A 26,246-nucleotide genomic window follows, 5' to 3' on the forward strand; every position below is an offset into this window, starting at 1 on the left:
CATGGACCACCAGCACGGCGACCCCTCCCGGCTGCGCATCTCCGACGCCGACCGGCACAAGGTCGCCGACGTGCTGCGTGACGCGGCCGCCGACGGCCGCATCGACCTCGACGAGCTCGAGGAACGCCTCGAGGCGACCTACGCGGCGAAGGTGTACGCCGACCTGGTCCCGATCACCCTCGACCTGCCGGGCCCGCACCTGCCCGCGCCCCAGACGTTCGGCGGGATCCCGGCGACGGCGGCCCCGGGCGGCGTGCCGCTGCCGGTGCACACCTCGAGCTTCGCGTTGATGTCGAGCGTGGACCGCAAGGGCGTCTGGCGGGTCCCCGACCAGCTGACCGCCTTCGCGGTCATGGGGGCGGTGACGCTCGACCTGCGTCAGGCCGTCTTCACGGCGCAGGAGACCGTGATCTACGCCCACACCCTGATGGGGTCGGTCGACATCCACGTCAACGCCGGCACCCAGGTCATCGTGGAGGGTCACGGCGTGATGGGTGCCTACGAGCAGGGGCGCGACCGGGTGCAGCCCGAGATCGGCCTGCAGTCACCGACGATCCGGGTGAAGGGCCTGGCCCTGATGGGTGCGGTGACCGTGACCCGCAAGCGCATGCCGGGGGAGCCGCGGAACCTCCGCAAGAAGCCGGGCCGCTGACGTCACGTCAACGGCCCAGCACTCCCAGGTTCTGCGTTCGTCGGTGACCCTCAGCCGACCTGGTCGGCCTCGTCCGCCATCTTCTCGGCGTGCGCCTGCTCCTTCGGGTCCTCCAGGCCGGGGATGCGTCCGGCGTGCTCGACGTCGACGGTGAGGTTCTCGCCGGTCGCCGGGTCGAAGAGGTGCATCTTGGAGGAGTTGACCCAGATCTGCGCCTCGTCGCCGTCGGAGATGCGGCTCGCGCCGTCGAGTGAGACGACCATCTGCGTACGCAGCGACTCGCCGTCGAGGTCCTTCTCGAGCTGCTCCAGCTGCTCACGGACCTCCGGCGGCGCCTCGAAGGGCACGTAGGCGTAGGCCTGGTTGCCCAGCCACTCCACCACGTCGACGGTCGCCGAGAAGGTGGAGCCCTCGCTGGCCTTGTCGCCGACCACGCTGGCGTCCTCGAAGTGCTCGGGCCGGATGCCAGCGATCAGCAGGCCCTTGCCCTGCGCCTTGTCGGCCTTGGCCTGCGGGATCTGCACCTCGCCGAACGGCAGCTTGACGGTCGTGCCGTCGACCTCGGCCGGCAGGAAGTTCATCGGCGGGGAGCCGATGAAGCCGGCGACGAAGAGGTTGCCGGGGTTCTCGTACAGCTCGCGCGGCGAGGCGAGCTGCTGCAGCACGCCGCGCTTGAGCACCGCGACCCGGTCGCCCAGCGTCATGGCCTCGGTCTGGTCATGGGTGACGTAGATGGTGGTGATGCCGAGCCGCTTCTGCAGCCGGGCGATCTCGGTGCGCATCTGCCCGCGCAGCTTGGCGTCGAGGTTCGACAGCGGCTCGTCGAAGAGGAAGGCGTCGGCGTCGCGGACGATCGCGCGGCCCATGGCGACGCGCTGGCGCTGGCCACCGGACAGGTTGCCGGGCTTGCGCTCCAGGTGCTCGTCGAGCTCGAGGGTCTTCGACGCCTCGCGCACCTTCTTGTCGACCTCCTTGTCGTCCGCACCGGCCAGGCGCAGCGGGAAGGCGATGTTCTCGTAGACGGTCAGGTGCGGGTAGAGCGCATAGTTCTGGAAGACCATCGCCAGGTTGCGGTCGCGGGGTGCGAGGTCGTTGACCCGACGGTCGCCGATCATCATGTCGCCGTCGGTGATGTCCTCGAGGCCGACGACCATGCGCAGCAGGGTCGACTTCCCGCAGCCCGAGGGGCCGACGAGGATCATGAACTCGCCGTCGGCGACGTCGATGCTGACGTCGTTGACGGCGGGGAAGCCGTCGCCGTAGCGCTTGACGATGTGGTTCATTGTGATGGCAGCCATCGGATCAACCCTTCACTGCGCCGGAGGTCAGTCCGGCGACGATCTTGCGCTGGAACAGCAGGACGATGATGACGATCGGGATCGTCGAGAGCACGGCGCCCGCGGCGAGCAGGGAAGCCGGTCGGTTGAACGGGTCGGCCCCGACGAAGAACGAGAGCGCGGCGGGGATCGGGCGGGCCGTCTCGGTGGAGGTCAGCGAGATCCCGAAGACGAAGTCGTTCCAGGCGAAGAAGAACGTCAGGATCGCGGCGGTGAAGACACCCGGGGCCGCGAGCGGGACGATCACCTTGCGGAAGGCCTGCCACGCGGTGGCGCCGTCGACCTGCGCCGCCTGCTCCATCTCCCACGGGATCTCCCGGAAGAATGCCGAGAGCGTCCAGATCGCCAGCGGGAGCGTGAACGACATGTAGGGGATGATCAGGCCGGGCCAGGTGTCGTACAGCCCGACCGTGCGCCACATGTCGAAGAGCGGGCCCACGAGCGAGACCACCGGGAACATCGCGATCACCAGCGCCATCGTGAGCACGAACTTCTTGCCCTTGAACTCCAGGCGCGCGATCGCGTACGCAGCCAGCGTCGCGATGATCACCGAGAGCAGCGTGGCGATCAGCGAGATGCCGATGGAGTTGAGGATGGCCCGCCGGAACTGGTCGTTGTCCCAGACGAGCTCGTAGTTGTCGAAGCCGACGTAGGCGTCCCCGGGCAGGAAGCCCGGCGACCCGGCGGCGACGGCGTTGGGGTCCTTGAGGCTGAGCGACAGGATCCAGGCGACCGGGAGCAGGCACCAGGCGAGGATCAGCAGGGCGCCGAGCACGACGCCGACCTTCTGCAGTGGCTTCATCTCTTCACTCCTGCCTGGCTGCGGCCAGGTCGACGCGGAAGACCTTCACGATCACGAAGGCCACGATGAGGACGGACAGGAAGAGCAGCACCGAGAGCGCGGACCCGATGCCCAGCTGGAACTGCTCGATCACCTGCCGGTAGGTGAGGAACGAGACCGACTCGGTGCCCTGGGCACCTGCCGTCATCACGAAGATGTTGTCGAAGATGCGGTAGGCGTCCAGCGCGCGGAAGAGGACAGCGACCATGATCGCCGAGCGCATGTTGGGAAGGATCACCTTCCACAGCCGCTGCCACCAGGTGGCGCCGTCGACCTTGGCGGCCTCCAGCATGTCCTCCGAGACCTGGGCCAGGCCGGCCAGCAGGAGCAGCGACATGAAGGGCGTGGTCTTCCAGATCTCCGAGACCATGATCGCGGCCATCGCCGAGCCGTACTCGCCGAACCAGTTGAAGTCGGAGCCGACGAAGGGCAGCCAGTCGTTGACGAAGCCGTTGGTGTTGGAGAAGGCGAACTGCCACGCGAAGCCCGAGACCACGGTGATGATGCCGTAGGGGATCAGGATCGAGGTGCGGATGATGCCGCGGGCGAAGATCACCCGGTGCATCACCATGGCGAAGGCGAAGCCGATGACCAGCTCGACCGCCACCGTCACCACCATGATGAAGACGGTGTTGAGGGTGGTGGACCAGAAGAGTGAGTCGGTGAGGGCCGTGACGTAGTTGCGGGCCCCCACGAAGCTCTTGTCGTCAGGTGCGGTGAGGCTGTAGTCGTACACGCTCAGCCAGATGGCGCGGACCATCGGGAAGGCCGTGACCAGCAGCATCAGGGCGATGGCGGGGCGACCAGCTTCTGGCCCAGCTTGTTCTCGGCGACGGCCCGGTCGGAGGCGTCGACGCGCTCCTTGCGAGCCTTGACGCGAGGAGCTGTCACTGTGCTCACAGGAGTCTCCTTCCGTCCAGGACGTCGGAGAGGAACGAGGCCGACTCCTTCGGGGTGGTGTCGGGGCTGACCGACGTCGGGGGGTGCCAGACCGACTGGAGCGCACCGGAGATCTGGCTGTAGAAGGCGCTCTGCGGGCGGGGACCGGCCGAGTCGACCGACTCGCGGAAGAGCGCCAGCAGGTCCTCGGGGTAGGCCTCCTTGAGGGCTTCGGCCTCGTAGACCGAGCCACGGGACGGGAAGAGCCCGGCCTCGACGGCCAACGCCTCCTGCGCGTCGGGGTTGGTCACGCAGAGCGCGGCCTCCTGGGCCATCTCCTTGTGGTCGCTGTAGGCGCCGACGCCGACCTGGATGCCGCCGATCGGCGGGCGGGACTCCTCGCCCTCGACGGTGGCCGGGTAGCGGGCCCAGCCGAGGTCCTTCATCGCGCCCTTGACCAGGGTGCCGTTGGCCTCGCCGTCCTCCATGTTCTTGTAGACGAAGGTCCAGTTGACCATGAAGGAGCCGTTGTCCTCGGTCGACGGACCCTCGAGCAGGCGGCCGAGGCTGGTGCCCTCGTTGGAGACCGAGAGGTCGTTCTGTGCGGCGCCGGAGTCGGCGAGCTGCTGGATCACCTCGGCAGCGGCGCGGCCGGCGTCGGAGTCGACGTCGACCTTCGCGTCGCGGCCCTGCTCGGTGTCGCTGACCAGGTCGCCGCCCGCGCCCGTCACGAGTGCGTTGAGCCAGACCACGTAGCCCTCGTACTTGTTGGCCTGGACGCCGACGGTGCCGTCGTTCTGGTCGGCCGCCTCGATGATCTGCTTCCAGGTGACGGGCTGCGTCATGTCGAGCCCGGCCTTCTCGGCGAGCGACTTGCGGTACCAGAGCACCTGGGTGTTGGCCCACTGCGGGACCACCACGACCTCGTCCTCCCAGGTGGCGGTGGCGGCGGCGCCTCGAGCACGTCGTCGTCGATGGCCCGGTCGGCCAGCTCGCCGGTGAAGGGCTCGAGCCACCCGGCGCTGGCGAACTCCGGCACGAAGATCGGGTCGAGGTTCATCAGGTCGGTGGACGAGTCCTTGGCCGCCAGGCGGCGGGCGAGCTGCGTACGCTGCTCCGTCGCGTTGTTGGGCAGCAGCTGCACCGAGATGTCGTAGTCGTCGGTCGAGCAGTTCTCGGCGATCGTGGCGACCGTCTCCTGCGCGTCCGGGTTGATGTACCAGTTCAGTGAGACCTTGCCGTCGTCCCCGAGCCGCAGGCCGCCAGGACGGACGACCCGAGCAGGACTGCGGCCACGGCCAGGCCCGCGCGACGCAGGCGTGGTGTTCCTTGACGTGGGCGGAAGCGTTGCGTTCGCATGACCCTCCTCGATGTGGTCTCCATCACATGTAGTCCTTGTGGGTCACTTGCCGCAACCCCCTCAGGCCTTGCGTTGTGCCTGACAACGTGTCTCCTGATGGGTTGTGGGGTGGATGGGACCGTGCTTGTGTCGACGCCATGAACTCTTCTCGGGAATCCCTGCGTCGTGCCGGGGCGGGGCTGTCCGCCCTCGCCTGCGCGTCCGTGCTCGCAGGCCAGTCACCTGCCCACGCGTCACCCGGCGCAAACGCGCGCAGCGCGACGTCAACCTCGGTTGCGGGGCAGGTGGCGGCCGCAGGCCGCGTGGAGGGGCCGACGCCCACCGGCGTACCGGCCTTCCAGACCGCCCGCAACCGGCAGGTCAAGACGCGCGTCATCGACTACGTACGCGTGTGCCCGGACTGCGTCTCCGGCAAGGAGGTGCCGCCGTCCTACCGGTCGAAGCAGGCGTCGGCGCGGATCCGGGTGACCGCCTCGACCTACAAGATCCTCGACCAGAACAACCGGTACGACTTCTACGCGGTCGACGTGACCTCGGAGATGCGCAAGCGCAAGGGTGACCAGGACTGGGGCTGGTACGACGTGGTCATCACCAGCGTCGGACGGACGAAGCTGCGCGGGACGTCGTACTCGGCGGGGCGGAACTTCGAGAACGTCGACCGCTGCAAGTCGTTCCCGGTGGACCTGGGTGTCAGCTTCTACGGCGTGAGCGCCGGGACGACGGTCGGCAACGTGTCGTTCTGCAACAAGGGCTCACGGATGCTGCACTCGAAGGTCGCCAAGGGGCGCAAGTACCACGCCACGGGGGTCTCGGGGATCCGCTCGGTGCAGGGGCAGCGCTACGTACGCGTGCCGCAGGGCAAGCTGCCGAAGTTCCGGGTACAGCTGGTCACAACAAGGACCGCTTCTTCTGCTACACGGTCTCCGACGGCACCCACTGCCGCGTCGACCACCTCATGCAGTCGAAGGGGCTGACGATCGGGACGACGCGGCAGAAGAAGTGAGCCCGACCGGGCTCACGTGATCACTGGGAGGTGGTCACTGGGAGAAGTTGATCGCGGAGAACTTCTTCATCTTGCTGAGCTGGTGCTCGGAGATGACCTGGCGGATCGTGCCGCTGCGCGAGCGCATCACCAGCGAGTGGGTGGTCGCGGCGCCGTTTGCTTTGTAGCGGACGCCCTTCATCAGCTCGCCGTCACTGATGCCGGTGGCGACGAAGAAGCAGTCGTCACCGGTGACCAGGTCGTCGGTGGAGAGGACGAAGTTGGGGTCGAGGTTGTGGCCGGCGTCGATGGCGCGCTGGCGCTCCTCGTCGTCGGTGGGCCACAGGCGACCCTGGATCACGCCGCCGATCGCCTTCATGGCGCAGGCCGCGATGATGCCCTCGGGGGTGCCGCCGATGCCGAGCATGAGGTCGACGCCGGTGTCGGGGCGGGCCGCCATGATCGCGCCGGCGACGTCGCCGTCGCTGATGAACTTGATCCGCGCGCCGGTGGAGCGGATCTGCTCGACCATCTCTCGTGGCGCGGGCGGTCGAGGATGACGACGGTGACGTCCTCGGGGCGGGTGCCCTTGGCGCGGGCCACGGCGCGGATGTTCTCCGGGACGGGGTTGCGGATGTCGACGACGTGGGCGGCCTCGGGGCCGGTGACCAGTTCTCCATGTAGAAGACGGCCGACGGGTCGTACATCGCGCCGCGCGGGGCGACCGCCATCACGGCGATCGCGTTGTTCATGCCCTTGGCGGTCAGCGTGGTGCCGTCGATCGGGTCGACGGCGACGTCGACCTCGGGGCCGGTGCCGTCGCCGACCTGCTCGCCGTTGAAGAGCATCGGGGCGTCGTCCTTCTCGCCCTCGCCGATGACGACGGTGCCGTTCATGGCGACCGAGGAGATCATCACGCGCATCGCGTTGACGGCGACGCCGTCGGCACCGTTCTTGTCGCCGCGTCCGACCCAGCGACCCGCTGCCAGTGCGGCGGCCTCGGTGACGCGCACCAGCTCCATGGCCAGGTTGCGGTCGGGCGGGGTGGGCGAGACGGAGGCGTCGACGTTCGTCATGGGGCGCATCGTATCGGGCGCGGGACGCCCCGCCGCGCCCGGCCGCGGGGCGTGAACGAGGTCCCGCTCACAGGGCCCGCCCACGGCGGGGAGGGGGCGGCGGTCGGGTGGGCGCCACCTGCGAGGATGGGCGCGTGAGTGAGAGTCCCGGTCGCTACCAGACCTCGATGGCAGGCATGGTCGGCGCGATGATCGTCCTGGTCGGATGCGTGCTGGCCTTCGTCGCCTTCCGCGAGACCAGCCGCGAGGTGCCGCAGGTCGAGCCCGAGGCCGTCGAGTGGCAGGCCGCCGTGACGGCGCTCGTCGACGAGGGGCGCGAGGTGGTGGCACCCGAGGTGCTCCCCGAGGAGTGGATCGCCACGAACGTCCGGATCGCGCCCAGCGACCCGCCCGTGCTCGAGCTCAGCATGCTCACCGACCAGGAGAAGTTCGTCGGGTTCCGCCAGGACGACGAGGACCTCGAGGACCTGCTCAAGACCTACGTCGACGAGAAGGCCCGGCCCGGCGACCCGTCGCGGTGACCGGCGACTTCGCCGGCGAGTGGCGCAGCTGGTCCGACGAGGGCGGCGACCACGCGCTGGTGCTCGACCACGGTGAGACCCAGCTGATGGTCTACGGCTCCGCCCCGCTCGAGGACCTGGTCGAGCTCGCCTCGATGCTGGTCGTGGCCGACCCGTCGGTGACCGAGCCGCGGGAGATGGGCACGCCGGTCCCGACCCCGTCGGGCTCCCCGACGCCGAGCTGACCTCAGTCGTCGGGTCGAGGCGTCGGGCTCAGTCGTCGGAGGGTGCGTCCTTGGCGATCGCGTCGTCGAGCCGCTGGCGCGCCCCGTTGAGCCACGCCTGGCAGGCCGTCGCCAACGCCTCGCCGCGCTCCCACAGCGCCAAGGACTCCTCGAGCGTGGTGCCGCCCTGCTCGAGCGTGCGCACCACCTCGATCAGCTCCTCCCGGGCCTCCTCGTAGGAGAGGTCCTGCGGGGCGGTCTCACTCATCGTCGGCTCCTGCGGTCTGAGGCTGGCTGGGGTGGGGCTGGCTGTGGTCGGGCTCGGTGTCGGTGGAGGTCGCGTGCACGCGGCCGTCGGCCAGCCGCACGGTCAGCGCGCTGCCCGCGGGCAGCGCCGTGACCGAGGTGACCACGTGGCCGTCGCCGTCCTGCACCACGGCGTAGCCGCGCTGCAACGTGGCCAGGGGGGACAGGGCACGCGCGCGGGCGCGGTGGTGGTCGACGTCGTCGGCGGCGCGGTCGAGCCGGTGCGAGAGCGTACGCCTGGCGCGGTCGCGCAGGGCGGCGACCTCGTCGGCCCGGGCGTCGAGCAGCGTACGAGGGTCGGCCAGCGCGGGGCGGGAGCGCAGGGCGTCGAGGGTGTGCTGCTCGCGCTCCACGTAGGCGCGGACCAGTGACCGGACGCGTCCGTGGGCCCAGACCACGCCGGCCAGCTCCTCGGCCATGTCGGGCACGACCTGCTTGGCGGCGTCGTGGGGGTGGAGGCGCGGACGTCGGCGACCAGGTCGAGCAGCGGCTGGTCGGGCTCGTGGCCGATGGCGGAGACCACCGGCGTACGCATCGAGTGGACCTGCCGGACCAGGCTCTCGTCGCTGAAGGGCAGCAGGTCCTCGACCGAGCCGCCGCCGCGGGCCACGACGATGACGTCGACGGCCGGGTTGGCCTCGAGGCGCTGGAGCGCGGCGATCACGGTGGCGGCGGAGTTCTGGCCCTGCATGGTGGCGTGGGCGACCTCGAAGCGGACCGCCGGCCAGCGGCGCCGCGCGTTGTCGAGGACGTCGCGCTCGGCGGCCGACTTGGGGGCGGTGACCAGGCCCACGCAGTCGGGCAGGAAGGGGAGCTGGCGCTTGAGCTCGGGGGCGAAAAGTCCTTCGGCGGCCAGCAGCTGGCGGCGGCGCTCGAGGCGGGCGAGCAGCTCGCCGAGGCCGACCATCCGGATGTCGCGGGCGACCAGCGAGAGGGTGCCGCGGTTGGCGTAGTAGCTGGGCTTGGCGTGCAAGACGACGCTGGCCCCCTCGACCAGCGGCGGGTTGAGGGAGTCGAAGAGGCTGCGCGCACAGGTGACGTTGACCGAGATGTCGGCGTGCGAGTCGCGCAGCGTCATGAAGACGGTCTGCAGGCCCGGTCGCCGCGAGACCTGGGTGACCTGGCCCTCGACCCAGACCGCGCCGAGACGGTCGATCCATCCCGAGAGCGCGTTGGCGATCGACCGGACCGGTGCCGGTTGCTCCAGGGAGGTCTCGAGTGCCACGCGGTGAGCCTAGTGGCGCGCTCCGACAGGACCGGACAGGCTCGGCACGTGACGGAGACGGGGAGGACCGTGGCGGACGGACTGGTGGCGCCGTTGCGCGCTGCGGGCTGCGTCTTCGCCGAGGACGAGGCACGGTTGCTGGTCGAGGCCGCTGGCGACGCCGGCGATGCTGCCGACCCCGACGCGCTGGAGGCCATGGTGGGCCGGCGGGTGGCGGGGGAGCCGTTGGAGCTTGTGCTGGGGTGGGTGGAGTTCGACGGGCTGCGGCTGCAGGTGGCGCCGGGCGTCTTCGTGCCGCGCCAGGGGACGGTGGCGATGGTCGACGAGGCCGTCGCGTTGCTGGCCGGGATCGAGCGGCCGCGGGTGGTCGACCTCTGCTGCGGCGTGGGCGCGGTGGGGTGCGCCGTCGTACGCCGCGTGCCCGACGCCGACGTGGCGTTGAGCGACGTCGACGCCACGGCCGTACGTCTGGCGCGCGCGAACCTTGACGCGCACGGTGGGGCCGGTGCGGACGAGCGTGAGCGTGTCGCCGTGGCCGGCGACCTCTTCTCCGGGCTGCCCGAGGGCTGGCGCGGACAGGTCGACGTGTGCACGGCCAACGCGCCGTACGTCCCCTCCCGCGCCGTCGCGTTCATGCCGCGGGAGTCGCGTGACCACGAGCCGTTGGCGACCGTGGACGGTGGGGAGGACGGGCTCGCCGTGCACCGTCGGCTCGCGGCCGTGGCGGGGGAGTGGCTGCGGCCCGGCGGGCACCTGCTGGTGGAGGTGTCTCCCGACCAGGTGGACGGTGCGCTGACGCTCCTCGCGGAGCGTGGCCTGGCCGTCCGGGCCGTGGCGTCGACGGACGACGGGCCGGTCGTGGTGGTCGCGACCACGCCGTTCGACCCGGCGCCTCCTAGACTCGGACCATGACCACCGACCTCGGCATTCCCCCGGTCCTCGACCCCGACGCCGCCAGGAGCGTCCTGCTGGCTGCTCCGCGCGGCTACTGCGCTGGCGTCGACCGGGCTGTGATCACAGTCGAGAAGGCGCTCGACCTCTACGGCGCACCGGTCTACGTGCGCAAGGAGATCGTGCACAACAAGCACGTCGTCGCGACCCTGCAGGACCGCGGCGCGATCTTCGTCGAGGAGCTTGACGAGGTGCCGGCCGGCTCGACCGTCGTCTTCTCGGCGCACGGTGTCTCCCCGGCCGTGCACGCCGAGGCCGCCGAGCGCAGCCTCAAGACGATCGACGCCACCTGCCCGCTGGTGACGAAGGTGCACCACGAGGCCAAGCGCTTCGCCGCCGACGACTACGACATCCTGCTGATCGGCCACGCCGGTCACGAGGAGGTCGAGGGCACCGCCGGTGAGGCGCCCGACCACATCCAGCTCGTGGAGTCGCCCGACGTCGCCGGCATCGAGGTGCGCGACCCGGCCAAGGTGGCCTGGCTGTCGCAGACCACGTTGTCGGTCGACGAGACGATGGCGACGGTGCGGGCGATCCGGGAGAAGTTCCCGCTGCTGCTCGACCCGCCGAGCGACGACATCTGCTACGCCACCCAGAACCGCCAGCTCGCGGTGAAGGAGATCGCCCAGGGCGCCGACCTGGTGATCGTGGTGGGCTCGCGCAACTCGTCCAACTCGGTCCGCCTGGTCGAGGTCGCCCTGGAGGCCGGAGCGAAGGCCTCCTACCTGGTCGACTACGCCCACGAGATCGACGAGGCGTGGCTCGAGGGCGTGGAGAACGTGGCCGTCACCTCCGGCGCCTCGGTCCCCGAGGAGCTCGTGCAGGGGGTGCTGTCGTTCCTGGCCGACCGTGGCTACCCCGACGCCCGCGCGGTGCAGTCGGCGGAGGAGTCGCTGATCTTCGCGCTGCCGCCAGAGCTGCGACGCGACATCCGCGCGGCCCAGCAGGCCGCCCAGGCCGCCGCGCAGCCCGACCAGGCGAGCTCCTGATGGCCCGCTACCTCGACGTCCACCCGGACAACCCGCAGGCCCGCACCATCGGCCAGGTCGTGCAGGCGCTGCGTGACGACGCGCTGATCGCCTACCCGACCGACTCCGGCTACGCGCTGGGCTGCCAGCTCGGCAACCGCGAGGGCCGCGACCGCATCCTGAAGATCCGTGACCTCGACGAGCGTCACCACTTCACCCTGATGTGCTCGGACTTCGCCCAGCTGGGCCAGTTCGTGCACCTCGACAACTCGGCCTTCCGGGCGATAAGGCGGCGACCCCGGGGCCGTACACGTTCATCCTGCCGGCGACCTCGGAGGTGCCCAAGCGCCTCATGCACCCCAAGAAGCGGACCGTCGGCGTGCGCATCACCGACCACCCGGTGGTCTGCGCGCTGCTCGGCGAGCTGGGGGAGCCGCTGCTCACCAGCACGCTGATCCTCCCGGGCGAGACCGAGGCCCGCACGATGGGCTGGGAGATCAAGGAGGAGCTCGACCACCAGGTCGACATCGTGATCGACTCGGGTGACGTCAGCGCCCAGCCGACCACCGTCGTGGACTGGTCGGAGGGTTACCCCGAGGTGCTGCGCGAGGGCGCAGGCGACACGTCGCGCTTCGAGTGAGGCGCGTCCCGGCGTGACGCTCAGCGGTCGTCGGAGCTGAGGACGCCGCGGCGGCGTCCCTCGAGGGCGATCAGGGCCAACGCCCAGCCGGCCACCAGCGCCACGCTGTGGTTGGTGAGCCCGGTGACGACCGCCTGGACCACCGCGTCGTCAGCGCGGGCGACGACCTGCGGCGCGGCGAGGCCGAGCAGCACGAGGACCGCGAGCATCAGCGCAGGCGGCAGCATCGCACCCAGCGAGAGCGCCGACTGCTCGACCCGGATGGCCAGGTAGAGGCAGAGGGTGATGAAGCAGAGGTCGAAGAAGAGGCTGAGGTGACCGCTCATCAGGTAGTCCAGCGCCACGGCGCTGAGCACCAGCGCGAACCCGAGGGCCACGACCTGGCGCCTGGGTTCGGTTCCGTACAGCCACGACGGCTGGTCTGGGGTCACGGGCCAAAAATAGGCCACGGTCACTCCCCGGCGACACGGCGCGCCGCAATCTGGCCCTCCGAGTGGGTTGGGAGACCCCGCGGCGCGGGGTTGTCGTCGAACTCGGGGGCAGCCAGCAGGCGGGGTGTGGTCTCGACCTGGGACGGCTCGACGAGGTCGCTTCGGACCACCCCGAGGTCGTTGAACTTGCGGGCGGTGACGAGGACGCGCCCCTCCAGCGAGCCGACCGCGCTGTTGTAGGACTGCACTGCGCTGGACAGGCTGCGGCCGACCTTGGAGAAGTGGGCGCCCATGGTGCCCAGCCGCTCGTGGAGCTCGCGGCCGAGCTGCTGCACCTCCGCGACCTGGGCGGCCACCGCCTCGTGGCGCCAGCCGTGGGCGACGGTGCGCAGGAGGGCGATCAGCGTGGTCGGGGTGGCGAGCACGACGTCGCGCGCGGCTGCGTACTCGAGGAGGTCGCGCTGGCTCTCCAGCGCGACGGAGAGGAAGGCCTCGGCGGGGAGACGAAGAGGACCACGAACTCGGGGCTCTCTGGCAGCGAGCGCCAGTAGGCCTTGGCGCCGAGCTGGTCGACGTGCGTACGCAGCTGGCGCGCGTGCCGGGTGAGGTGCTCGGCGCGGCGGGCGTCGTCCTCGGCGGCCGAGGCGTCGAGGAACGCGTCGAGCGGGACCTTGGAGTCGACGACGACCTGTCGTCCGCCGGCGAGGTGGACCACCAGGTCGGGGCGCAGGACGCCGTCGTCGAGGCGGACCTGCTCGGAGAAGTCGACGTGGTCGACCATCCCGGCCAGCTCGACTGCGCGGCGCAGGTGCATCTCGCCCCACTGGCCGCGGACCTGCGGCTTGCGCAGGGCGGTGGCCAGGGAGGCGGTCTCGCGACGGAGGGTCTCGGTGGTGCTGCGCATCGACTGGACCTGAGCGTTGAACTCGCCCTGCCAGGTGGCGCGGTCGTGGTCGATGAGGCGCAGGTGCTCGGCGAGCCGGTCGAGGCCCTCCTTGACCACGGCCTGGTCGCCGGCGCGTGCCTCGAGGAGCTCGGGCAGGAGGTCGTCGGCGGCGGGGGTGTGGGCGCGCGCCCACAGCCACCCGATCAGACCACCCAGGCCGAGGCCCAGGAGGAGTCCGACCAGCAGCGTCACCAGCGTCGAGATGTCCATGCGTCGATCATGGAGGAGGGCGCCGACATTTCTGGCTCACCACCTCCATTCGTCGTCCGGGTTGAGGTCCTCCAGCACCCACGACCCTCGGTCGACCCAGAAGAGGTGCGGGCGGGGCGCCGCCTCGTGGTGGACGTGGCCCACGAGGACGGGGCGCTGGAACCAGTGGGTGGAGACGAAGGGCGCCAACCACGACAACGCCTCGCTCACCTCCTCCGGACCGGTCTTCCAGGCGACCCGGCAGTCCAGGTTCCAGGCATCCATCTCGCCCCACGTCAGCACGGCGTGAGCGGTGGTGGTGCCGCCCATCGAGAGGGCGAGGTGCGGTGCCCAGTTGTGGCGCCACGGCTCGTCGCGGAACGGGTCGGCCTCAGGGTCGCCGTAGGCCGCACGCCAGTCCGGGATGAACTCGTACCACGGCTCGACGGTGGGTGTCGGCAGCGTGGGCGCTTGATCCGGAAGCACGGGAGGGGCCAGGGCGGAGAACCCGGCGATCACCTCGGCGGGGGTGTCGTCGCGGAAGTCGAACGACAGCACGATCTCGCTGAAGGAACCCGTGGCAGCACCCTAGGGTCAGCCGGGTCTGCCCGGGGCGCTGTGTCACCCGGCGCGCTGTGTCACCCGGCGCGCTGTGTCAGAGGTCGATGTCGGCGATCACGGGGGCGTGGTCGCTCGGCGTGCCCTCGCCGAGGGCGGGGTTGCGCTCGTCGACGTCGATGAAGGCGTGGGTCACCTTCGCGGCGACCGAGGGGGAGCCGAGGATGAAGTCGATGCGCAGGCCGCGGTTCCGCTCGAAGCGCTGCCTGTAGTAGTCCCAGTACGTGTACACGTCCGGGCCGGGGGCGTGCGGACGTACGACGTCCACGTAGCCATCCTCCAGGAACGCGCCGAAGGCAGCGCGCTCGGGCGGCGTGACGTGGGTGGAGTTGCGGAAACTGCTTGGGGTCGAAGACGTCCTCGTCGGTGGGGCAGACGTTCCAGTCGCCGACCAGGACGGTGTCCTCGGCAAGCCACGGCTGGGCCTGCTCACGCAGGCGACCGAGCCAGTCGAGCTTGTAGACGTAGTGCGGGTCCTCGGGCTTGCGGCCGTTGGGCACGTAGAGCGACCAGATCCGCAGTCCACCGCAGACGGCACCGATGGCCCGGGCCTCCTGGGTCTCGGGGTCACCGAAGCCGGGCATGGTGTCGAAGCCGACCTGGACGTCCTCGAGCCCGACGCGGCTGATCAGTGCCACGCCGTTCCACTGGCTGAAGCCGGCCGCGGCCACCTCGTAGCCGCGCGACTCCAGGCCCATCAGCGGCAGCTGCTCGACCTTCGCCTTCGTCTCCTGGACGGCCAGGACGTCGATGTCGTGGCGGTCGAGGAAGGATTCGACGCGGTCGATACGGGTCCGGATGGAGTTGACGTTCCAGGTAGCGATTCGCACCGGGCGAGCCTAGTCGTCGGCGGTCAACGCACGAGGAACGGCCGGACCGACTCCCGTGTGGCCTGGGCGGCCAGGCGTACGGCCCTCTCCTCGGGCACGTCGGTCAGCGTCACGTGCTCGTCGCCCGCCGCGGTGGTCGCGACCAGGGTGACCAGCCCGAGGCGGCGCTGGAAGATGTTCTGCTGGACGGCCCAGCCGATGATCCCGTCGATCTCCAGGACCGTACGTTTGCGGGCCGTCACGCCGTGCCCGGCGACCAGGTGGTCGTCGCTGAGCGCGTGGCCGAGGTGGGCGTAGGAGAGCTCGGCCAGCACGACGGCGATCGGCAGCCAGACGGCTGCGGGGAGCAGCAGCCACCACAGCGGCGCCTCGGTCTCGTTGAGCGGCAGGACGACCTGGTGGATGGCGACACCGGCCGCAGCCAGGAAGAGGGTGACCCACTGCTGCGCGACGTGCCGGCGGCGCCGGGCGGCCGGGCCGTGCGGGGTCAGCAGGACGCGCATCGGGTGGTGGTCGCCGAGGACCTGCCCGGCGACGTCCGCGGCGACGGGGGTCGGGCACTGCGGGAGGATCTTGGTGGTGCCGCCCTCACCGACGCCGGTGGCGAGGGTGGCGAGCTCGGCGCCCTTCACCGGACGCATCAGCAGCGGCTCGACGATCTCGATGCCACGCACGCGCTTCTCCTCGACGCTGATCGAGCGGGTGGAGAGCAGGCCCGCCGACATGTGCAGCGAGCCCTGGCCGCGGGTGAGCGTGAGGCCGAACCACTGCACGACGTAGCCGATGATCGAGATGAGCAGCCAGGCCACGACCGCGCCCAGCACGATGGCGACGACGAGGGCGGCGATGCCGACCTCCATCAGCGAGTCCCTGGTGCGCTCGACGTCGCTGGCGTCGACGGAGATCTCGAAGTCGTTGAAGAACTGCCCGAGGAAACCGATGGCGGCGGCGACGACGGCAGGCGGGCGACGTTGAAGGGCGCGAAGCGGACCCAGCTCCACTGGAAGCGGGCCAGCTCCTCTGCCGGCTCCTCGGCGGGCTCCACGGCCGGCACGGTTGGCGTCGACGCCCCATCGGGGGTGTCACCGGAGACGTCGTACGAAGGGCTCGGCTCCACCGGTGCCGTGGAAGGTGTCGACCGCTGGGTGAGGAGCAGGCGGCGCAGCTCCTCGGCCCGCTCGGTGGTCACGGCGTCGAGCTCGATGCGCTCGTTGTCGACCCCGGTGCCGATCTGCACCTTGCGCATCCCGAGGATGCGGTGCAGCACGGTGGCCTCGAGGTCCACGCTGCGTACGCGGTCGAGCGGCGCCGTCTGGGTGCTCCGGTTGAGCAGCCCGTGGCGGAGCTGCAGCTGCGACTCAGTGATCCGGTAGGAGGTGGTGAACCACGGGATCAGGCCGAAGACGGCCGCGAGGGCCGCGACCACGGGGATGCCGAGCGCCATCCACCAGCCGCCGAAACTCGACGCACCGACCGCGACGGCGGCGATCGGGACGATCGACTGGCGCAGGGCCGTGATCGGGTCGAGCAGCAGCTTGCGCTTGTCCAGGCGCAGCCAGCCGTCGTCCTCGGAGACCGTGACCCACGGTGAGCGTGCCGGCGTGGGCGGCGGGGTGGGGAACGGGTCGGGGGAGGGGGGGGAGCCGCGGTGAAGTCGTCGCTCACGTCGCGTCGCCCTCGGTGGCTGCGGTGATGGTGGTCAGGGTGGCGACCAGCTCGCGGGCCTCGTCGGCGTCGAGCCCGACGATGTCGACGCTGCCGGCCGAGGAGGCGGTGGTGACGGTGATCGAGGCCAGGTTGAAGAGGCGCATGATCGCGCCCTGCTGGGAGTCGACGGTCTGCACGCGGTTGAGCGGGGCGATGCGCGACTCGAGGTTGATCCACCCGTCGCGGGTGTGGATCGCGATGTCGTTGACCTCCCACCGGTGGACCCGGTAGCGGACGGTCGGCATCGCGGCCACCTCGACGAGGCTGCCGATGACGATGACCGCCACGATCGCCGTGGCCCACCACGGGCGCGAGGGCACCAGGAAGTAGACGGTGAAGGTGATCGCCAGGACGATGACGGAGCCGATCGCGGCATTGGTGCGCCAGTAGGCCACGGCGCGGGGGCTGACCCGGTTGGCAGGCTCGCGCAGGGCGTCGTGCACCGTGCGCGAGGCGTCGTGGTCAGCGTGGATCGGGGCGTCGTTCGTCACGGCGCAGAGCCTGCCACACCCCGCCGACAGCAGGGTGGGGGTGAGCGGGGACGTACGCGATGGGGCGCGGTTCCCGGCACATCCTGCGCCCCAAGATGCGAGTCGTTGCATCGCACGAACGCGCAGGCGAGAAGATCTGGCGCGGGGCATGGGCCGGTGGTTTGACTCGTATTCCCATCGTCGCTCCGCAGAGGAAGAACTCATGCACTTCCGCAGGATCACCGCAGTCGTCGCGGCCACCGCCGCAGCTGGCGCCGTGGCGCTGGCCGGCACCCCGGCCCTCTCCGCCGCGAAGGACTCCGTCGCCAAGGACAAGACGCCCTCCTTCAAGCAGTACGTCAAGCAGGCCCACCGCGACACCGACGGCCAGTTCATCGTCAACGGCGACGAGCCGGTCGCCAACCGTCGCGCCCTTCAGCAGTACTACTTCTCGATGACGGCCAAGAAGCTCAAGGCGCAGCGTACGAACGCCAGGTCGACCCAGCGCGCGCTGAAGGGCAGCGCCGGCAACCAGGGCCTCATCATCAACCGCTACGGCGGCCGCGACGACAAGTGGTCGGCCACGACCGCGCGCAACCTGACCTACTGCGTCAGCACGCGCTTCGGCACGCGGCAGTCGACGATCATCAACGCGATGGCCAACGGTGCGGCGATCTGGGAGGGCGCGAGCTCGGGCGTCAACTTCGTCTACGTCTCGTCGCAGAACGCCAGCTGCAACACCAGCAACCCCAACGTGGTCTTCTCGGTGGAGCCGACGAGCACCACGTCGTACATCGCGCGTGCGTTCTTCCCGAGCAGCTCGAAGAGCTCGCGCAACATCCTGGTCAACGCCTCGTCGCTGGTGAACTCCGGCTCCTGGACGCCGGCCAACATCATGGCGCACGAGCTCGGCCACGTGCTGGGCTTCCGCCACGAGCACACCCGTCCCGAGGCCGGCACCTGCTTCGAGGACAACAACTGGCGCGCGCTGACGCCGTACGACAACCGCTCGATCATGCACTACCCGCAGTGCAACGGCGGGTCGAGCAACCTGACCTTCTCGTCGTACGACCGGACCGGGGTGCGTGCCGTCTACGGCAGCTGATCCCGCTCGCCGGGCCCGTCGCGGGCCCGTGAGCCAGAGCCTGTGATTTAGAGGGCCACGGTCGCCGGACCTAGACTCGGCGACCGTGGCCCTCACCATCGGAATCGTCGGACTTCCCAACGCTGGCAAGTCGACCCTCTTCAACGCCCTGACCAAGAACGACGTGCTCGCGGCGAACTACCCGTTCGCGACGATCGAGCCCAACGTCGGCGTCGTCGGCGTGCCGGACGAGCGGCTCGCGAAGCTCGCCGAGATCTTCGGCTCGGAGAAGATCCTTCCCGCGACCGTCGAGTTCGTCGACATCGCCGGCATCGTGCGCGGCGCCTCGCAGGGTGAGGGCCTGGGCAACAAGTTCCTCTCCCACATCCGCGAGTCGGCCGCGATCTGCCAGGTCACCCGCGTCTTCCGCGATGAGGACGTCACCCACGTCGACGGTGAGGTCAACCCCGGCAACGACATCTCCACCATCCAGACCGAGTTGATCCTGGCCGACCTGGAGACCGTCGAGAAGTCGGTCATGCGGCTCGAGAAGGAGTCGCGCAAGAACAAGGAGCTCGTCGCGAACCTCGAGGCCGCGAAGGCTGCCCAGGCGGCGCTCGAGGCCGGTACGCCGATCATCGCGACCGACATCGACCGTACGCTGCTGCGCGAGCTGTCGCTGCTGACCGCGAAGCCCTTCATCTACGTCTTCAACTGCGACGCCGAGGAGCTCCAGGACGAGGAGCTCAAGGCGAAGATGCGCGAGCTCGTCGCGCCCGCCGAGGCGATCTTCCTGGACGCCAAGTTCGAGTCCGAGCTGATCGAGCTCGACGACGAGGAGGCCGCTGACTTCCTCGCCGACGCCGGTGTGGAGGAGCCGGGCCTCGAGGTCCTGGCCCGCGTCGGCTTCGACACCCTCGGCCTGCAGACCTACCTGACGGCTGGCCCCAAGGAGACCCGCGCCTGGACGATCCGCAAGGGCGACACCGCCCCTGAGGCGGCCGGCGTGATCCACACGGACTTCCAGAAGGGCTTCATCAAGGCCGAGATCGTCTCCTTCGACGACCTCGTCGCCGCGGGCACCATGGCCAAGGCCAAGGAGGCCGGCAAGGTGCGCATGGAGGGCAAGGACTACGTCATGGCTGACGGCGACGTGGTGGAGTTCCGCTTCAACGTCTGAGCCGCACGCTCGTGTGGAAGCTCCCGGTCGCCGGGCGGCCGGGAGCTTTCGCGTTGTGTGGGGACTGTCGGCCAGCCGTGGTCAGCCAACCGCTGTGTCGTGCGATTTGATCACCTCACGCGATTGACCCCCGGCGCGAGCGGGTGTGTATTGGACGCTGGGGCTGGTCCGGCGGCCCACGCCAGGGGCAGACATGGGTGGAGCGACGTACCTGACCGGCAATTACGCGCCGGTGGCCACGGAGGTGACCGCCACGGACCTCGAGGTCACGGGCGCGGTGCCGCCGGACCTCGCGGGCCGCTACCTCCGCACCGGGCCGAACCCGTTCGCGGCGCAGGCCGACACGTACCGCTGGTTCGCGGGCGACGGGATGGTGCACGGCGTCGACCTGCACGGCGGCCGACCGCGCTGGTACCGCAACCGGTGGGTGCGCAGCCCCGAGGCCAGTGCACACCTCAGTGCGGCCGACGTGCCCCACGAGGAGGGCGGCTGGTACCCGGGGTCGGGCAACACCAACGTGTTCGCCCATGGCGGTCGGATCCTGGCGGTGACCGAGGGGTCGTTGCCGTACGAGCTGACGGGCGAGCTGGACACCGTCGCGACGCGCAACTTCGGCGGCCCCCTCCCGGCCGGCATCAACGCGCACCCCAAGTTTGACCCGAGCACCGGCGAGATGCACGTGATGAGCTACGGCTTCGCCAACCCCGCGGTGCGCTACCACGTGATTGACCCGGCGGGGGCGCTCCTCAGCACCGTCGACATCGACCTCCCCGCCCCGGTCATGCTTCACGACATGGGCCTGACGGCCTCCCGAGTCGTGCTCTTCGACCTGCCGGTTCGACCCGGAGCTCGCACTGGAAGGCGTACGCCTGCCCTTCCGCTGGCGCCCCGACAACGGGGCCCGCGTCGGGCTCCTGCCCAGGGCTGGCACCGCGGCCGACGTCGTGTGGATCGACGTCGAACCGTGCTTCGTCTACCACCCGCTCAACGCGTACGACGACCGTGACCGTGTGGTCATCGACCTGGTGGTGCACGACCACGCCTTTGCCGACGACGACGAGCCCGTGGCCGACTGACCCCGCCTGGAGCGCTGGACGATCGACCCGGCCCGGGCGACGTGACGTCCGCCTCGGCCTAGCTGGAGGATTCCAGCCATCTGCTGGCTGAAATCCTCCAGTCAAGGGCGCTCAGGACCCTCCTCCTACGCTGACGGAAACGCGCACCCCAGGAGGATCCACATGAAGTGCCCCAATGATTCAGCGACTCTCGTGATGAGCGAGCGCCTCGGCGTGGAGATCGACTACTGCCCGGAGTGCCGGGGCGTGTGGCTCGACCGTGGTGAGCTCGACAAGATCCTCGAGCGTGCGGAGGCGGACGTGTCCCGTTCGACCCCCGCCCCGCCTGCGCCGCCGCAGAACGCGCAGTACGGCAACCGACCGGCGTACGACGACCGTCGCTATGACAACAGCGGCTACCAGCGCAAGAAGAAGAAGGAGCACTGGCTGATGGAGCTGTTCGACTGAGCCCTCTCAGCCTGCCGACTCCGCTGCCGAGATCGAGTCGGCGATCACCCGCGCGCACAGCTGCGGATCGTCGATCATCGGGACGTGGCCGGTGCCGGACAGCACCACGTGCCGAGCGCCCGGCACGACGCGGCGTGCTGTCTCACCGTTGACCCGCTGCGGGAAGATGCGGTCGTGCTCGGGCCACACCAGGTGATCGGGCACGGGGTCGGGTCGAGCGGGGCGATCGACTCCGTCGTCGACAGGATGTCGAGGCCGGCGGTGCACCGCAGCAGGTCGGTGGCAGCCACGGTCGCTGCCTCGGGGGTGAGCCGGTCGCCGCGTACGGCGATGTCGCGCATGCTGAGGCGTCGTACGAGGGCAGAGCGCATCACCGTCGACGTCACGGGCGCGCTCGCTCGGGTGAGCTGGCGTACGAATCGCAGCCTGCGCGCCGACCCCGTCTGGTCGCGGCCGCCCGGCATCCAGAAACCGGCCGGCGACAGCGCGCAGACCGACCGGGCCCGGCCGCGGCGGGCCAGCTCGATCCCCATCCAGCCGCCCAGGCTGTTGCCCGCGACGTGCACGGTGTCGAGCCCAGGTCGTCGAGGTGAAGTTCGGTGTCGTCGACCAGGGCGGCGACCGTGGCCCGTCCCTCCAACGCAGACCCACCGTGGTGGCCGGCCGCCGTCGGGGTCAGCACCTCGAACGGTCCTCGAGCAGCGGGACGACCTCCGACCAGGCGTTGGCGGACATCATCACGCCGTGGAGGAGCAGGAGCGGGGGCCGTTCGGGCATGGCAGTCCTTCGCAACGGGTCGGGGGAGCGCACACCTTGCCGCACTTGGCTGGGGCGCGCCAGCCCGTCTAGCGCCGGGAGGTCTGCTGGGCGGTGTTGTTGCCATCCATGCCGGGGCGCTCGCCACCGCCGCTGACGCTGCCGGTGGATGTGGCCCCGAGGCCTGGAGGGCGGAGCGTCGCCCCTTTGCGGTGCATTGTGTCTCGACGACGCGTAGGGAACAAACCGGGGGAGCGCGACGTACGAGGTCTTCGCCCTGAGTCGCTGACCCCGCCTGCACTCCGCGGCCTCACGTCCACGAGAATCGACCCGTGCCTCGACCCATCACGCTTCTCGTCGAAGGCGAGTCCGACCGGGCCGCCGTCGTCTCCCTGGCTCCCCGGTTCGGCGTCGACCTCGACGCCGAGCAGATCGCCGTCACCGTCATCGGTGGCGCCGGCAACTTCGGCCGCGCCATCGCCGAGGCGGCCGCCCAGGGCCACCGTGTCGGCGGCCTCTACGACGAGGCCGAGGAGCGCTTCGTGGCCGGCGCGCTCAACCGCCAGGAGGGCGAGGACCTGACGCGTCAGGGCTTCTTCGCGTGCCGCCCCGACCTCGAGCTGGAGCTGGTCCGGGCGATCGGCGCCGTCGAGCTGGCCCCGCTGCTGGAAGCCAACGGCGACCTCAAGACCTTCCGCAACTTCCAGGACCAGCCGAAGTACCGCGACGCCGACGCGCTCGAGCAGGCGCGCCGCTTCATCGGCGCCAACGGCTCGCGCAAGGCCAAGTACGCCGCGCTGATGGCCGAAGCCGTCGACTTCGGCTCGGTGCCCGAGCCGCTCGAGGGCCTCGTCAACTGGATCTGGAGCGCCTGACTCCGCCCGGTCGGGGTGCCGAAGGTCAGGAAGTGACCACGCTCGGCGGCAGGTCCAGGTCGGGCACGAGCTCGCGCAGCAGCTCTCGTACGCGGCCGTCGAGGTCGGCAAGCACGCGGCGTACGGTCGCCTCGTCCTGGCCACCCGGGTCGTCGACCGGCCAGTCGCGGTAGGTCACCCCGGGGACGTAGGGGCAGGTCTCCCCGCAGCCCAGGGTGATCGCCAGGTCGCTGGCCGCGATCATCTCGCGGGTCAGGTGCTTGGGGTGCTCGCGCGAGGTGTCGAGGCCCAGCGCCTCCAGCTCGACGGCGACCTCGGGGTGGATGTGCTCGCCGGGCTGGGTGCCTGCCGAGAGCGCCACGACCCGGCCCCGGGCGTAGTGCTCGGTGAGCAAACGCGCGGCGACGGAGCGGCCTCCGTTGCGTACGCACGCGAAGACGACCTGCGGGACGTGCGGCGTGGTCTGTGTGGTCATGCGGAGGCTCCTCGGGTGTCGGGGAAGAAGCGTCGGGCCCAGAGGCTGACGTGGACCAGCCCGACCAGGACGGGCACCTCGATCAGGGGGCCGACGACGCCGGCGAGCGCCTGCCCGCTGGTGACGCCGAAGACGGCGATCGCGACGGCGATGGCGAGCTCGAAGTTGTTGCCGGCGGCGGTGAAGGCGACCGTCGTGGCGCGCGGGTAGGTCAACCGCATCCGGTGTGCCACCACCATCGAGCCGGCCCACATCACCGCGAAGTAGATGACCAGCGGCACCGCGATGCGGGCGACGTCGAGCGGCTGGTTGGTGATCGTGTCGCCCTGGAGGGCGAAGAGGACGACGATCGTGAAGAGCAGGCCGTAGAGCGCCCACGGTCCGATGCGCGGCAGGAACGTGTCCTCGTACCACTCGCGGCCGCGGCGGGCCTCGCCCACGCGGCGCGTCAGGAAGCCCGCCGCCAACGGGATGCCGAGGAAGACCACGACGCTCCAGGCGATCAGCCACGGGGAGACGTCGAGGCCGGTCGTGGAGAGGCCGAGCCAGCCGGGCAGCAGGTCGAGGTAGAACCAGCCGAGCAGGGCGAAGGCCAGCACCTGGAAGACGGAGTTGACAGCCACGAGCACGGCCGCGGCCTCACGGTCGCCGCAGGCCAGGTCGTTCCAGATGATCACCATCGCGATGCAGCGGGCGAGGCCGACCACGATCAGGCCGGTGCGGTACTCCGGCAGGTCGGGCAGGAAGAGAGCCACGCCAGCGCGAACATGAGCGCTGGCCCCACCACCCAGTTGAGCACCAGCGACAGCGTCATCAGCCGTCGGTCGCGGGCCACGTGGCCGACCTCGTCGTAGCGGACCTTGGCCAGCACCGGATACATCATCACCAGCAGGCCGAGCGCGATCGGCAGCGAGATCGACCCGATCGTGATGCTGTCGAGGGCCTCGGCGATGCCCGGTACCCACCGCCCCGCGAGCAGGCCGGCGACCATGGCGAGCCCGATCCACGCCGGGAGGTAGCGGTCCAGCGTGGAGAGCCGGGTGGGTACGGCCCGTGCGGCGGTGCGGTTGGCGACGCTGCTCATGCGGCCGGCTTGGTGGCGCGGATGATGGCGCCGTGCATGCCCGGGGCGGCCTCGTGGGTGAACTCGACCTCGGCGTCGACGAAGCCTGCGGCGGCGAGCCCGTCGAGGTACTCCGAGCGCGAGAGGGCGCCGGCGATGCACCCGACGTACGACCCGCGCTCGGCGCGCTCGGCCGGGCTGAGGTGGTCCTCGGCGACGACGTCGGAGATGCCGATCCGACCGCCGGGGGTGAGCACGCGGTGCATCTCGGCGATGACCTGCGGCTTGTCGACCGACAGGTTGATCACGCAGTTGGAGATGACCACGTCGACCGAGGCGTCGGGCAGCGGGACGTCCTCGATGGTGGCCTTGAGGAACTCCACGTTCTCCGCGCCGGCCTTCGCGGCGTTGGCGCGGGCCAGGTCGAGCATCTCGTCGGTCATGTCGACCCCGTAGGCGAACCCCGTCTCGCCGACGCGGCGCGCGGAGAGCAGCACGTCGATGCCGCCGCCGGAGCCGAGGTCGAGCACGCGCTCGCCGGCGCGCAGGTCGGCCACGGCCGTCGGGTTGCCGCAGCCCAGGCTGGCGGCGACCGCCTCGACGGGGAGGGCGTCCTGGTCGTCGGCGCCGTAGAGCGCTGCGCCGAAGGAGTCGTCGACGGCGACGTCGTCGCTGCAGCACGAGGAGGTGCCGCAGGAGTCGTCGACGACCGTGAGGGAGTCGCCGGACTGGAGGTCGGCGTTGAGCTCGGCGTTGGTGGTCCCGCGGGTGACGGCGGTCGCGGCCTGCGCGTAGCGGTCGCGCACCTGCTCGCGGAGCTGGTCAGGGGTCGGGGCGCCCGCGGGGGAGTCGGTGGTGGTCATGGTGCCGGTCCTCTCGTCTCGCATCGACAAACGTCAATGTATCGAGGTTGGTCGATGCATCGACGTTTGTCAATGCGTCTGTCACACTGGCTGGCATGGCCACACGCACCGCCCTCCCTGTCGCCGACGAGACAGCCTGCTGCGCCGCCGTCACCGACGGCGCGCTCGAGGTCGACGAGGCCCAGCGGCTCGCGCGGCAGTTCAAGGCGCTGGGTGACCCGACCCGCGTACGCCTGTTGTCGCTGATCGCCGCCCAGCCCGAGCGCGAGGCCTGCGTCTGCGACCTCACCGATCCCGTCGGGTTGTCGCAGTCGACCGTCTCGCACCACATGAAGCAGCTCGTCGACGCCGGGCTGGTGCTGCGTGAGCAGCGCGGGCGGTGGGCGTTCTACCGCGTGGTCGACGAGACGCTGAGCCAGCTGAGCCGGGCGCTCGCGCCCTGAGCCCCGCTGAGCGGGGGCCCGGAACCTCCGCTCGGCTCACACGTGACCGCTGAGCTGCGCCAACCGGTCCGCGAGGGCGTCGACCATGGCGCTGGCCCGCTTCCCGGAGATCGCCGCCGTGCGGTCGCCGCCCTGGCTGGAGACCGGGAGCACGTCGACGGAGAGCTTCGCGCCCCCGGCCAACGCCCGCAGCTCGTCGACCTTGTCGCCGAAGGGGCTGCCGCTGCCGGGGGAGTAGTACCGCACGACCTCGTCCAGGTCGTCGGCGAAGAGGTCGGCCTTGGTCACGGCGATGACCAGCCAGACCGGCTTGTCACGGCGCACGGCCATCGAGGCGATCCGGTGTGCCGTGATCGCCCAGTCCTCGAGCTCGGCGGCGAGCTGCTCCTCGCGTGACGCGGTCGCTGCGCCGCTGGTCCCGGCGGTACGACGCGGGGTGGCGTAGCCGTTGGCCACCACGTGGATGACGCCGTCGACGGGCTCGTCGTGGAAGACCTCGTCCAGGGCGCCGAGCCGGGTGGCCGCATTGTCGCCCGGCACCACCAGGAAGCGGAACCCCTGCAACCGCGCCGAGCGTCGCGTACGCCGCTCCATCACCGCCGAACCGACCTCGCCGACCCCGGCCCCGGACGTACGCCGTGCGAGCCGGTCGGCCAGCTGCGTCTTGCCGACACCCGTCATGCCGGTCACGGCGACCGTGGGAAAGCGCCGCCGGAAGAGCCGGTGGACGCGCTCGGGGGCGGCTGACAGGCCAGCCAGCACGCCGCCCGCGATCGTGGCGCCGATCGCGGTGCGGCCGGAGCTGGGCAGGATCGTCCGGAAGGTGCTGGTGGTGCGGGACACAGGGCCTCC

Annotated in this window: 31 protein-coding genes and 6 pseudogenes; 13 read left to right on the forward strand and 24 right to left on the reverse strand. The window is 70.5% G+C overall.

Annotated elements, in window-relative coordinates; all coding sequences use genetic code 11:
* Window position 1: 1 nt before the first annotated feature.
* Entirely contained in the window at window positions 2-652 is a 651-nt protein-coding gene (locus E2C04_RS04260; protein ID WP_135831669.1) for a DUF1707 SHOCT-like domain-containing protein, read from the forward strand.
* 50 nt (window positions 653-702) lie between these two features.
* Here the strand turns inward: E2C04_RS04260 and E2C04_RS04265 are convergent, their stop codons facing one another.
* The 5 genes from E2C04_RS04265 to E2C04_RS17620 all read right to left on the reverse strand — a co-directional run bounded on the left by E2C04_RS04265 (window position 703) and on the right by E2C04_RS17620 (window position 4,853).
* Window positions 703-1,950 carry an ABC transporter ATP-binding protein gene (locus E2C04_RS04265; RefSeq protein ID WP_135831670.1) on the reverse strand — a complete coding sequence of 416 codons (1,248 nt, stop codon included), beginning with the start codon at window positions 1,948-1,950 and terminating at the stop codon, window positions 703-705.
* Window positions 1,951-1,954: 4 nt separating this feature from the next.
* Window positions 1,955-2,791 carry a carbohydrate ABC transporter permease gene (locus E2C04_RS04270; protein WP_135831671.1) on the reverse strand — a complete coding sequence of 279 codons (837 nt, stop codon included), beginning with the start codon at window positions 2,789-2,791 and terminating at the stop codon, window positions 1,955-1,957.
* A 4-nt stretch (window positions 2,792-2,795) separates the two neighbouring features.
* Window positions 2,796-3,614, reverse strand: coding sequence for a carbohydrate ABC transporter permease (locus E2C04_RS04275; protein ID WP_135831672.1), 819 nt, complete (start codon window positions 3,612-3,614; stop codon window positions 2,796-2,798).
* A gap of 112 nt (window positions 3,615-3,726) precedes the next feature.
* Window positions 3,727-4,629 (reverse strand): extracellular solute-binding protein, encoded by a 903-nt coding sequence (locus E2C04_RS04280; protein WP_158630589.1) that lies wholly within the window; start codon window positions 4,627-4,629, stop codon window positions 3,727-3,729.
* Window positions 4,551-4,853 (reverse strand): hypothetical protein, encoded by a 303-nt coding sequence (locus E2C04_RS17620; protein WP_158630590.1) that lies wholly within the window; start codon window positions 4,851-4,853, stop codon window positions 4,551-4,553. The genes E2C04_RS04280 and E2C04_RS17620 overlap by 79 nt, the downstream gene beginning before the upstream one ends.
* A gap of 500 nt (window positions 4,854-5,353) precedes the next feature.
* On the opposite strand from E2C04_RS17620, the gene E2C04_RS04290 reads away from it, so the two are divergent.
* On the forward strand, window positions 5,354-6,043 hold the full coding sequence (locus E2C04_RS04290; protein ID WP_135831674.1) for a hypothetical protein: 690 nt from the start codon (window positions 5,354-5,356) through the stop codon (window positions 6,041-6,043).
* A gap of 63 nt (window positions 6,044-6,106) precedes the next feature.
* Here E2C04_RS04290 and glpX read toward each other — a convergent pair.
* Window positions 6,107-7,127, reverse strand: a pseudogene (gene glpX / locus E2C04_RS04295) (class II fructose-bisphosphatase).
* 134 nt (window positions 7,128-7,261) lie between these two features.
* Between glpX and E2C04_RS04300 the strand changes: the two are divergent.
* Both E2C04_RS04300 and E2C04_RS04305 read left to right on the forward strand, forming a co-directional pair.
* Entirely contained in the window at window positions 7,262-7,648 is a 387-nt protein-coding gene (locus tag E2C04_RS04300; RefSeq protein ID WP_135831675.1) for a DUF4245 family protein, read from the forward strand.
* On the forward strand, window positions 7,645-7,872 hold the full coding sequence (locus tag E2C04_RS04305; protein ID WP_135831676.1) for a hypothetical protein: 228 nt from the start codon (window positions 7,645-7,647) through the stop codon (window positions 7,870-7,872). Before E2C04_RS04300 ends, E2C04_RS04305 begins: the two co-directional genes overlap by 4 nt.
* Before the next feature lie 28 nt (window positions 7,873-7,900).
* Here the strand turns inward: E2C04_RS04305 and E2C04_RS04310 are convergent, their stop codons facing one another.
* The 3 genes and pseudogenes from E2C04_RS04310 to xseA all read right to left on the reverse strand — a co-directional run.
* The gene (locus E2C04_RS04310; protein ID WP_135831677.1) at window positions 7,901-8,119 is read right to left on the reverse strand and encodes an exodeoxyribonuclease VII small subunit; all 219 of its coding nucleotides are present in this window, start codon (window positions 8,117-8,119) and stop codon (window positions 7,901-7,903) included.
* Window positions 8,112-8,576 (reverse strand): exodeoxyribonuclease VII large subunit, encoded by a 465-nt coding sequence (locus tag E2C04_RS21225; protein ID WP_338088805.1) that lies wholly within the window; start codon window positions 8,574-8,576, stop codon window positions 8,112-8,114. Before E2C04_RS21225 ends, E2C04_RS04310 begins: the two co-directional genes overlap by 8 nt.
* Before the next feature lie 83 nt (window positions 8,577-8,659).
* Window positions 8,660-9,382, reverse strand: a pseudogene (gene xseA / locus E2C04_RS21230) (exodeoxyribonuclease VII large subunit); the annotation flags it as partial.
* A gap of 48 nt (window positions 9,383-9,430) precedes the next feature.
* Here xseA and E2C04_RS04320 point away from each other — a divergent pair.
* The 3 genes and pseudogenes from E2C04_RS04320 (at window position 9,431) to E2C04_RS04330 (ending at window position 11,941) form a co-directional block, all read left to right on the forward strand.
* Entirely contained in the window at window positions 9,431-10,294 is an 864-nt protein-coding gene (locus tag E2C04_RS04320; protein ID WP_202977899.1) for a putative protein N(5)-glutamine methyltransferase, read from the forward strand.
* Window positions 10,291-11,322 carry a 4-hydroxy-3-methylbut-2-enyl diphosphate reductase gene (locus tag E2C04_RS04325; RefSeq protein ID WP_135831678.1) on the forward strand — a complete coding sequence of 344 codons (1,032 nt, stop codon included), beginning with the start codon at window positions 10,291-10,293 and terminating at the stop codon, window positions 11,320-11,322. Before E2C04_RS04320 ends, E2C04_RS04325 begins: the two co-directional genes overlap by 4 nt.
* Window positions 11,322-11,941 (forward strand): annotated as a pseudogene (locus E2C04_RS04330) (L-threonylcarbamoyladenylate synthase). The gene E2C04_RS04325 and the pseudogene E2C04_RS04330 overlap by 1 nt, the downstream one beginning before the upstream one ends.
* A 20-nt stretch (window positions 11,942-11,961) precedes the next feature.
* On the opposite strand, the gene E2C04_RS04335 reads toward E2C04_RS04330, so the two are convergent.
* The 9 genes and pseudogenes from E2C04_RS04335 to E2C04_RS04365 form a co-directional block, all read right to left on the reverse strand.
* A complete protein-coding gene (locus tag E2C04_RS04335) occupies window positions 11,962-12,372 on the reverse strand; it encodes a DUF6542 domain-containing protein (protein WP_135831679.1) in 411 nt (136 codons plus the stop codon).
* A gap of 20 nt (window positions 12,373-12,392) precedes the next feature.
* Complete coding sequence (locus E2C04_RS19235; RefSeq protein ID WP_238694487.1) at window positions 12,393-12,845, reverse strand: DNA recombination protein RmuC; 453 nt, start codon at window positions 12,843-12,845, stop codon at window positions 12,393-12,395.
* Window positions 12,773-13,528 (reverse strand): DNA recombination protein RmuC, encoded by a 756-nt coding sequence (locus E2C04_RS04340; protein WP_238694419.1) that lies wholly within the window; start codon window positions 13,526-13,528, stop codon window positions 12,773-12,775. Before E2C04_RS04340 ends, E2C04_RS19235 begins: the two co-directional genes overlap by 73 nt.
* Window positions 13,529-13,564: 36 nt before the next feature.
* The gene (locus E2C04_RS04345; protein WP_135831680.1) at window positions 13,565-14,065 is read right to left on the reverse strand and encodes a hypothetical protein; all 501 of its coding nucleotides are present in this window, start codon (window positions 14,063-14,065) and stop codon (window positions 13,565-13,567) included.
* Between the two features lie 97 nt (window positions 14,066-14,162).
* Entirely contained in the window at window positions 14,163-14,393 is a 231-nt protein-coding gene (locus E2C04_RS19240) for an endonuclease/exonuclease/phosphatase family protein (RefSeq protein WP_238694563.1), read from the reverse strand.
* 22 nt (window positions 14,394-14,415) lie between these two features.
* Window positions 14,416-14,955 (reverse strand): annotated as a pseudogene (locus E2C04_RS19245) (exodeoxyribonuclease III); the annotation flags it as partial.
* 23 nt (window positions 14,956-14,978) lie between these two features.
* Window positions 14,979-15,815 carry a PH domain-containing protein gene (locus tag E2C04_RS21235; protein WP_135831681.1) on the reverse strand — a complete coding sequence of 279 codons (837 nt, stop codon included), beginning with the start codon at window positions 15,813-15,815 and terminating at the stop codon, window positions 14,979-14,981.
* Window positions 15,815-16,399, reverse strand: a complete 585-nt coding sequence (locus tag E2C04_RS19255) for a PH domain-containing protein (protein WP_135831682.1) — start codon at window positions 16,397-16,399, stop codon at window positions 15,815-15,817. Before E2C04_RS19255 ends, E2C04_RS21235 begins: the two co-directional genes overlap by 1 nt.
* Window positions 16,400-16,616: 217 nt before the next feature.
* Window positions 16,617-17,153: a PH domain-containing protein gene (locus E2C04_RS04365; protein WP_229721453.1), complete on the reverse strand. Its 537-nt coding sequence runs from the start codon at window positions 17,151-17,153 to the stop codon at window positions 16,617-16,619.
* Window positions 17,154-17,355: 202 nt separating this feature from the next.
* Between E2C04_RS04365 and E2C04_RS04370 the strand changes: the two genes are divergently transcribed.
* From E2C04_RS04370 to E2C04_RS04385, 4 genes and pseudogenes are all read left to right on the forward strand, one after another.
* Window positions 17,356-18,237 carry a M57 family metalloprotease gene (locus E2C04_RS04370; RefSeq protein WP_158630592.1) on the forward strand — a complete coding sequence of 294 codons (882 nt, stop codon included), beginning with the start codon at window positions 17,356-17,358 and terminating at the stop codon, window positions 18,235-18,237.
* 85 nt (window positions 18,238-18,322) lie between these two features.
* Window positions 18,323-19,396, forward strand: coding sequence for a redox-regulated ATPase YchF (ychF, locus tag E2C04_RS04375; RefSeq protein ID WP_135831685.1), 1,074 nt, complete (start codon window positions 18,323-18,325; stop codon window positions 19,394-19,396).
* Window positions 19,397-19,589: 193 nt separating this feature from the next.
* Window positions 19,590-20,472, forward strand: a pseudogene (locus E2C04_RS04380) (carotenoid oxygenase family protein).
* A gap of 162 nt (window positions 20,473-20,634) precedes the next feature.
* Window positions 20,635-20,919 (forward strand): TFIIB-type zinc ribbon-containing protein, encoded by a 285-nt coding sequence (locus E2C04_RS04385; protein ID WP_135831687.1) that lies wholly within the window; start codon window positions 20,635-20,637, stop codon window positions 20,917-20,919.
* A gap of 74 nt (window positions 20,920-20,993) precedes the next feature.
* On the opposite strand, the gene E2C04_RS18490 is transcribed toward E2C04_RS04385, so the two are convergent.
* Together E2C04_RS18490 and E2C04_RS21815 are read right to left on the reverse strand one after the other, a co-directional pair.
* Window positions 20,994-21,485 (reverse strand): hypothetical protein, encoded by a 492-nt coding sequence (locus E2C04_RS18490; RefSeq protein ID WP_202977900.1) that lies wholly within the window; start codon window positions 21,483-21,485, stop codon window positions 20,994-20,996.
* Between the two features lie 109 nt (window positions 21,486-21,594).
* Window positions 21,595-21,696 (reverse strand): alpha/beta fold hydrolase, encoded by a 102-nt coding sequence (locus E2C04_RS21815; RefSeq protein WP_420873092.1) that lies wholly within the window; start codon window positions 21,694-21,696, stop codon window positions 21,595-21,597.
* Between the two features lie 311 nt (window positions 21,697-22,007).
* Here E2C04_RS21815 and E2C04_RS04395 point away from each other — a divergent pair, with 311 nt between their 5' ends.
* Window positions 22,008-22,550 (forward strand): TOPRIM nucleotidyl transferase/hydrolase domain-containing protein, encoded by a 543-nt coding sequence (locus E2C04_RS04395; RefSeq protein ID WP_135831688.1) that lies wholly within the window; start codon window positions 22,008-22,010, stop codon window positions 22,548-22,550.
* 25 nt (window positions 22,551-22,575) lie between these two features.
* Here the strand turns inward: E2C04_RS04395 and E2C04_RS04400 are convergent, their stop codons facing one another.
* The 3 genes and pseudogenes from E2C04_RS04400 to arsM form a co-directional block, all read right to left on the reverse strand.
* Window positions 22,576-23,025, reverse strand: coding sequence for an arsenate-mycothiol transferase ArsC (locus E2C04_RS04400; protein WP_135831689.1), 450 nt, complete (start codon window positions 23,023-23,025; stop codon window positions 22,576-22,578).
* Window positions 23,022-24,109, reverse strand: a pseudogene (arsB, locus tag E2C04_RS04405) (ACR3 family arsenite efflux transporter). The gene E2C04_RS04400 and the pseudogene arsB overlap by 4 nt, the downstream one beginning before the upstream one ends.
* Complete coding sequence (gene arsM, locus E2C04_RS04410) at window positions 24,106-24,951, reverse strand: arsenite methyltransferase (RefSeq protein WP_135831690.1); 846 nt, start codon at window positions 24,949-24,951, stop codon at window positions 24,106-24,108. The pseudogene arsB and the gene arsM overlap by 4 nt, the downstream one beginning before the upstream one ends.
* Window positions 24,952-25,046: 95 nt before the next feature.
* Between arsM and E2C04_RS04415 the strand changes: the two genes are divergently transcribed.
* Complete coding sequence (locus tag E2C04_RS04415) at window positions 25,047-25,394, forward strand: ArsR/SmtB family transcription factor (protein ID WP_135831691.1); 348 nt, start codon at window positions 25,047-25,049, stop codon at window positions 25,392-25,394.
* A 36-nt stretch (window positions 25,395-25,430) separates the two neighbouring features.
* Here the strand turns inward: E2C04_RS04415 and E2C04_RS04420 are convergent, their stop codons facing one another.
* Window positions 25,431-26,237 carry a GTPase domain-containing protein gene (locus E2C04_RS04420; RefSeq protein WP_202977901.1) on the reverse strand — a complete coding sequence of 269 codons (807 nt, stop codon included), beginning with the start codon at window positions 26,235-26,237 and terminating at the stop codon, window positions 25,431-25,433.
* Between the last annotated feature and the right edge of the window lie 9 nt (window positions 26,238-26,246).

This window comes from Nocardioides daphniae, from assembly GCF_004777465.1.
Classification (GTDB): domain Bacteria; phylum Actinomycetota; class Actinomycetes; order Propionibacteriales; family Nocardioidaceae; genus Nocardioides; species Nocardioides daphniae.

Excerpts from the sequence above, each read along its gene's own strand:
- E2C04_RS04400 (WP_135831689.1), bottom strand. The coding sequence starts at position 23,025 with ATGACCACACAGACCACGCCGCACGTCCCGCAGGTCGTCTTCGCGTGC.
- E2C04_RS04310 (WP_135831677.1), bottom strand. The coding sequence starts at position 8,119 with ATGAGTGAGACCGCCCCGCAGGACCTCTCCTACGAGGAGGCCCGGGAG.
- E2C04_RS04370 (WP_158630592.1), top strand. The coding sequence starts at position 17,356 with ATGCACTTCCGCAGGATCACCGCAGTCGTCGCGGCCACCGCCGCAGCT.
- E2C04_RS04270 (WP_135831671.1), bottom strand. The coding sequence starts at position 2,791 with ATGAAGCCACTGCAGAAGGTCGGCGTCGTGCTCGGCGCCCTGCTGATC.
- E2C04_RS04265 (WP_135831670.1), bottom strand. The coding sequence starts at position 1,950 with ATGGCTGCCATCACAATGAACCACATCGTCAAGCGCTACGGCGACGGC.
- E2C04_RS04340 (WP_238694419.1), bottom strand. The coding sequence starts at position 13,528 with ATGGACATCTCGACGCTGGTGACGCTGCTGGTCGGACTCCTCCTGGGC.
- E2C04_RS04385 (WP_135831687.1), top strand. The coding sequence starts at position 20,635 with ATGAAGTGCCCCAATGATTCAGCGACTCTCGTGATGAGCGAGCGCCTC.
- E2C04_RS04260 (WP_135831669.1), top strand. The coding sequence starts at position 2 with ATGGACCACCAGCACGGCGACCCCTCCCGGCTGCGCATCTCCGACGCC.
- E2C04_RS21815 (WP_420873092.1), bottom strand. The coding sequence starts at position 21,696 with ATGCCCGAACGGCCCCCGCTCCTGCTCCTCCACGGCGTGATGATGTCC.
- E2C04_RS04325 (WP_135831678.1), top strand. The coding sequence starts at position 10,291 with ATGACCACCGACCTCGGCATTCCCCCGGTCCTCGACCCCGACGCCGCC.
- E2C04_RS04415 (WP_135831691.1), top strand. The coding sequence starts at position 25,047 with ATGGCCACACGCACCGCCCTCCCTGTCGCCGACGAGACAGCCTGCTGC.
- E2C04_RS21235 (WP_135831681.1), bottom strand. The coding sequence starts at position 15,815 with ATGGAGGTCGGCATCGCCGCCCTCGTCGTCGCCATCGTGCTGGGCGCG.
- E2C04_RS04275 (WP_135831672.1), bottom strand. The coding sequence starts at position 3,614 with ATGCTGCTGGTCACGGCCTTCCCGATGGTCCGCGCCATCTGGCTGAGC.
- E2C04_RS19255 (WP_135831682.1), bottom strand. The coding sequence starts at position 16,399 with ATGGCGCTCGGCATCCCCGTGGTCGCGGCCCTCGCGGCCGTCTTCGGC.
- E2C04_RS21225 (WP_338088805.1), bottom strand. The coding sequence starts at position 8,576 with ATGGCCGAGGAGCTGGCCGGCGTGGTCTGGGCCCACGGACGCGTCCGG.
- arsM (WP_135831690.1), bottom strand. The coding sequence starts at position 24,951 with ATGACCACCACCGACTCCCCCGCGGGCGCCCCGACCCCTGACCAGCTC.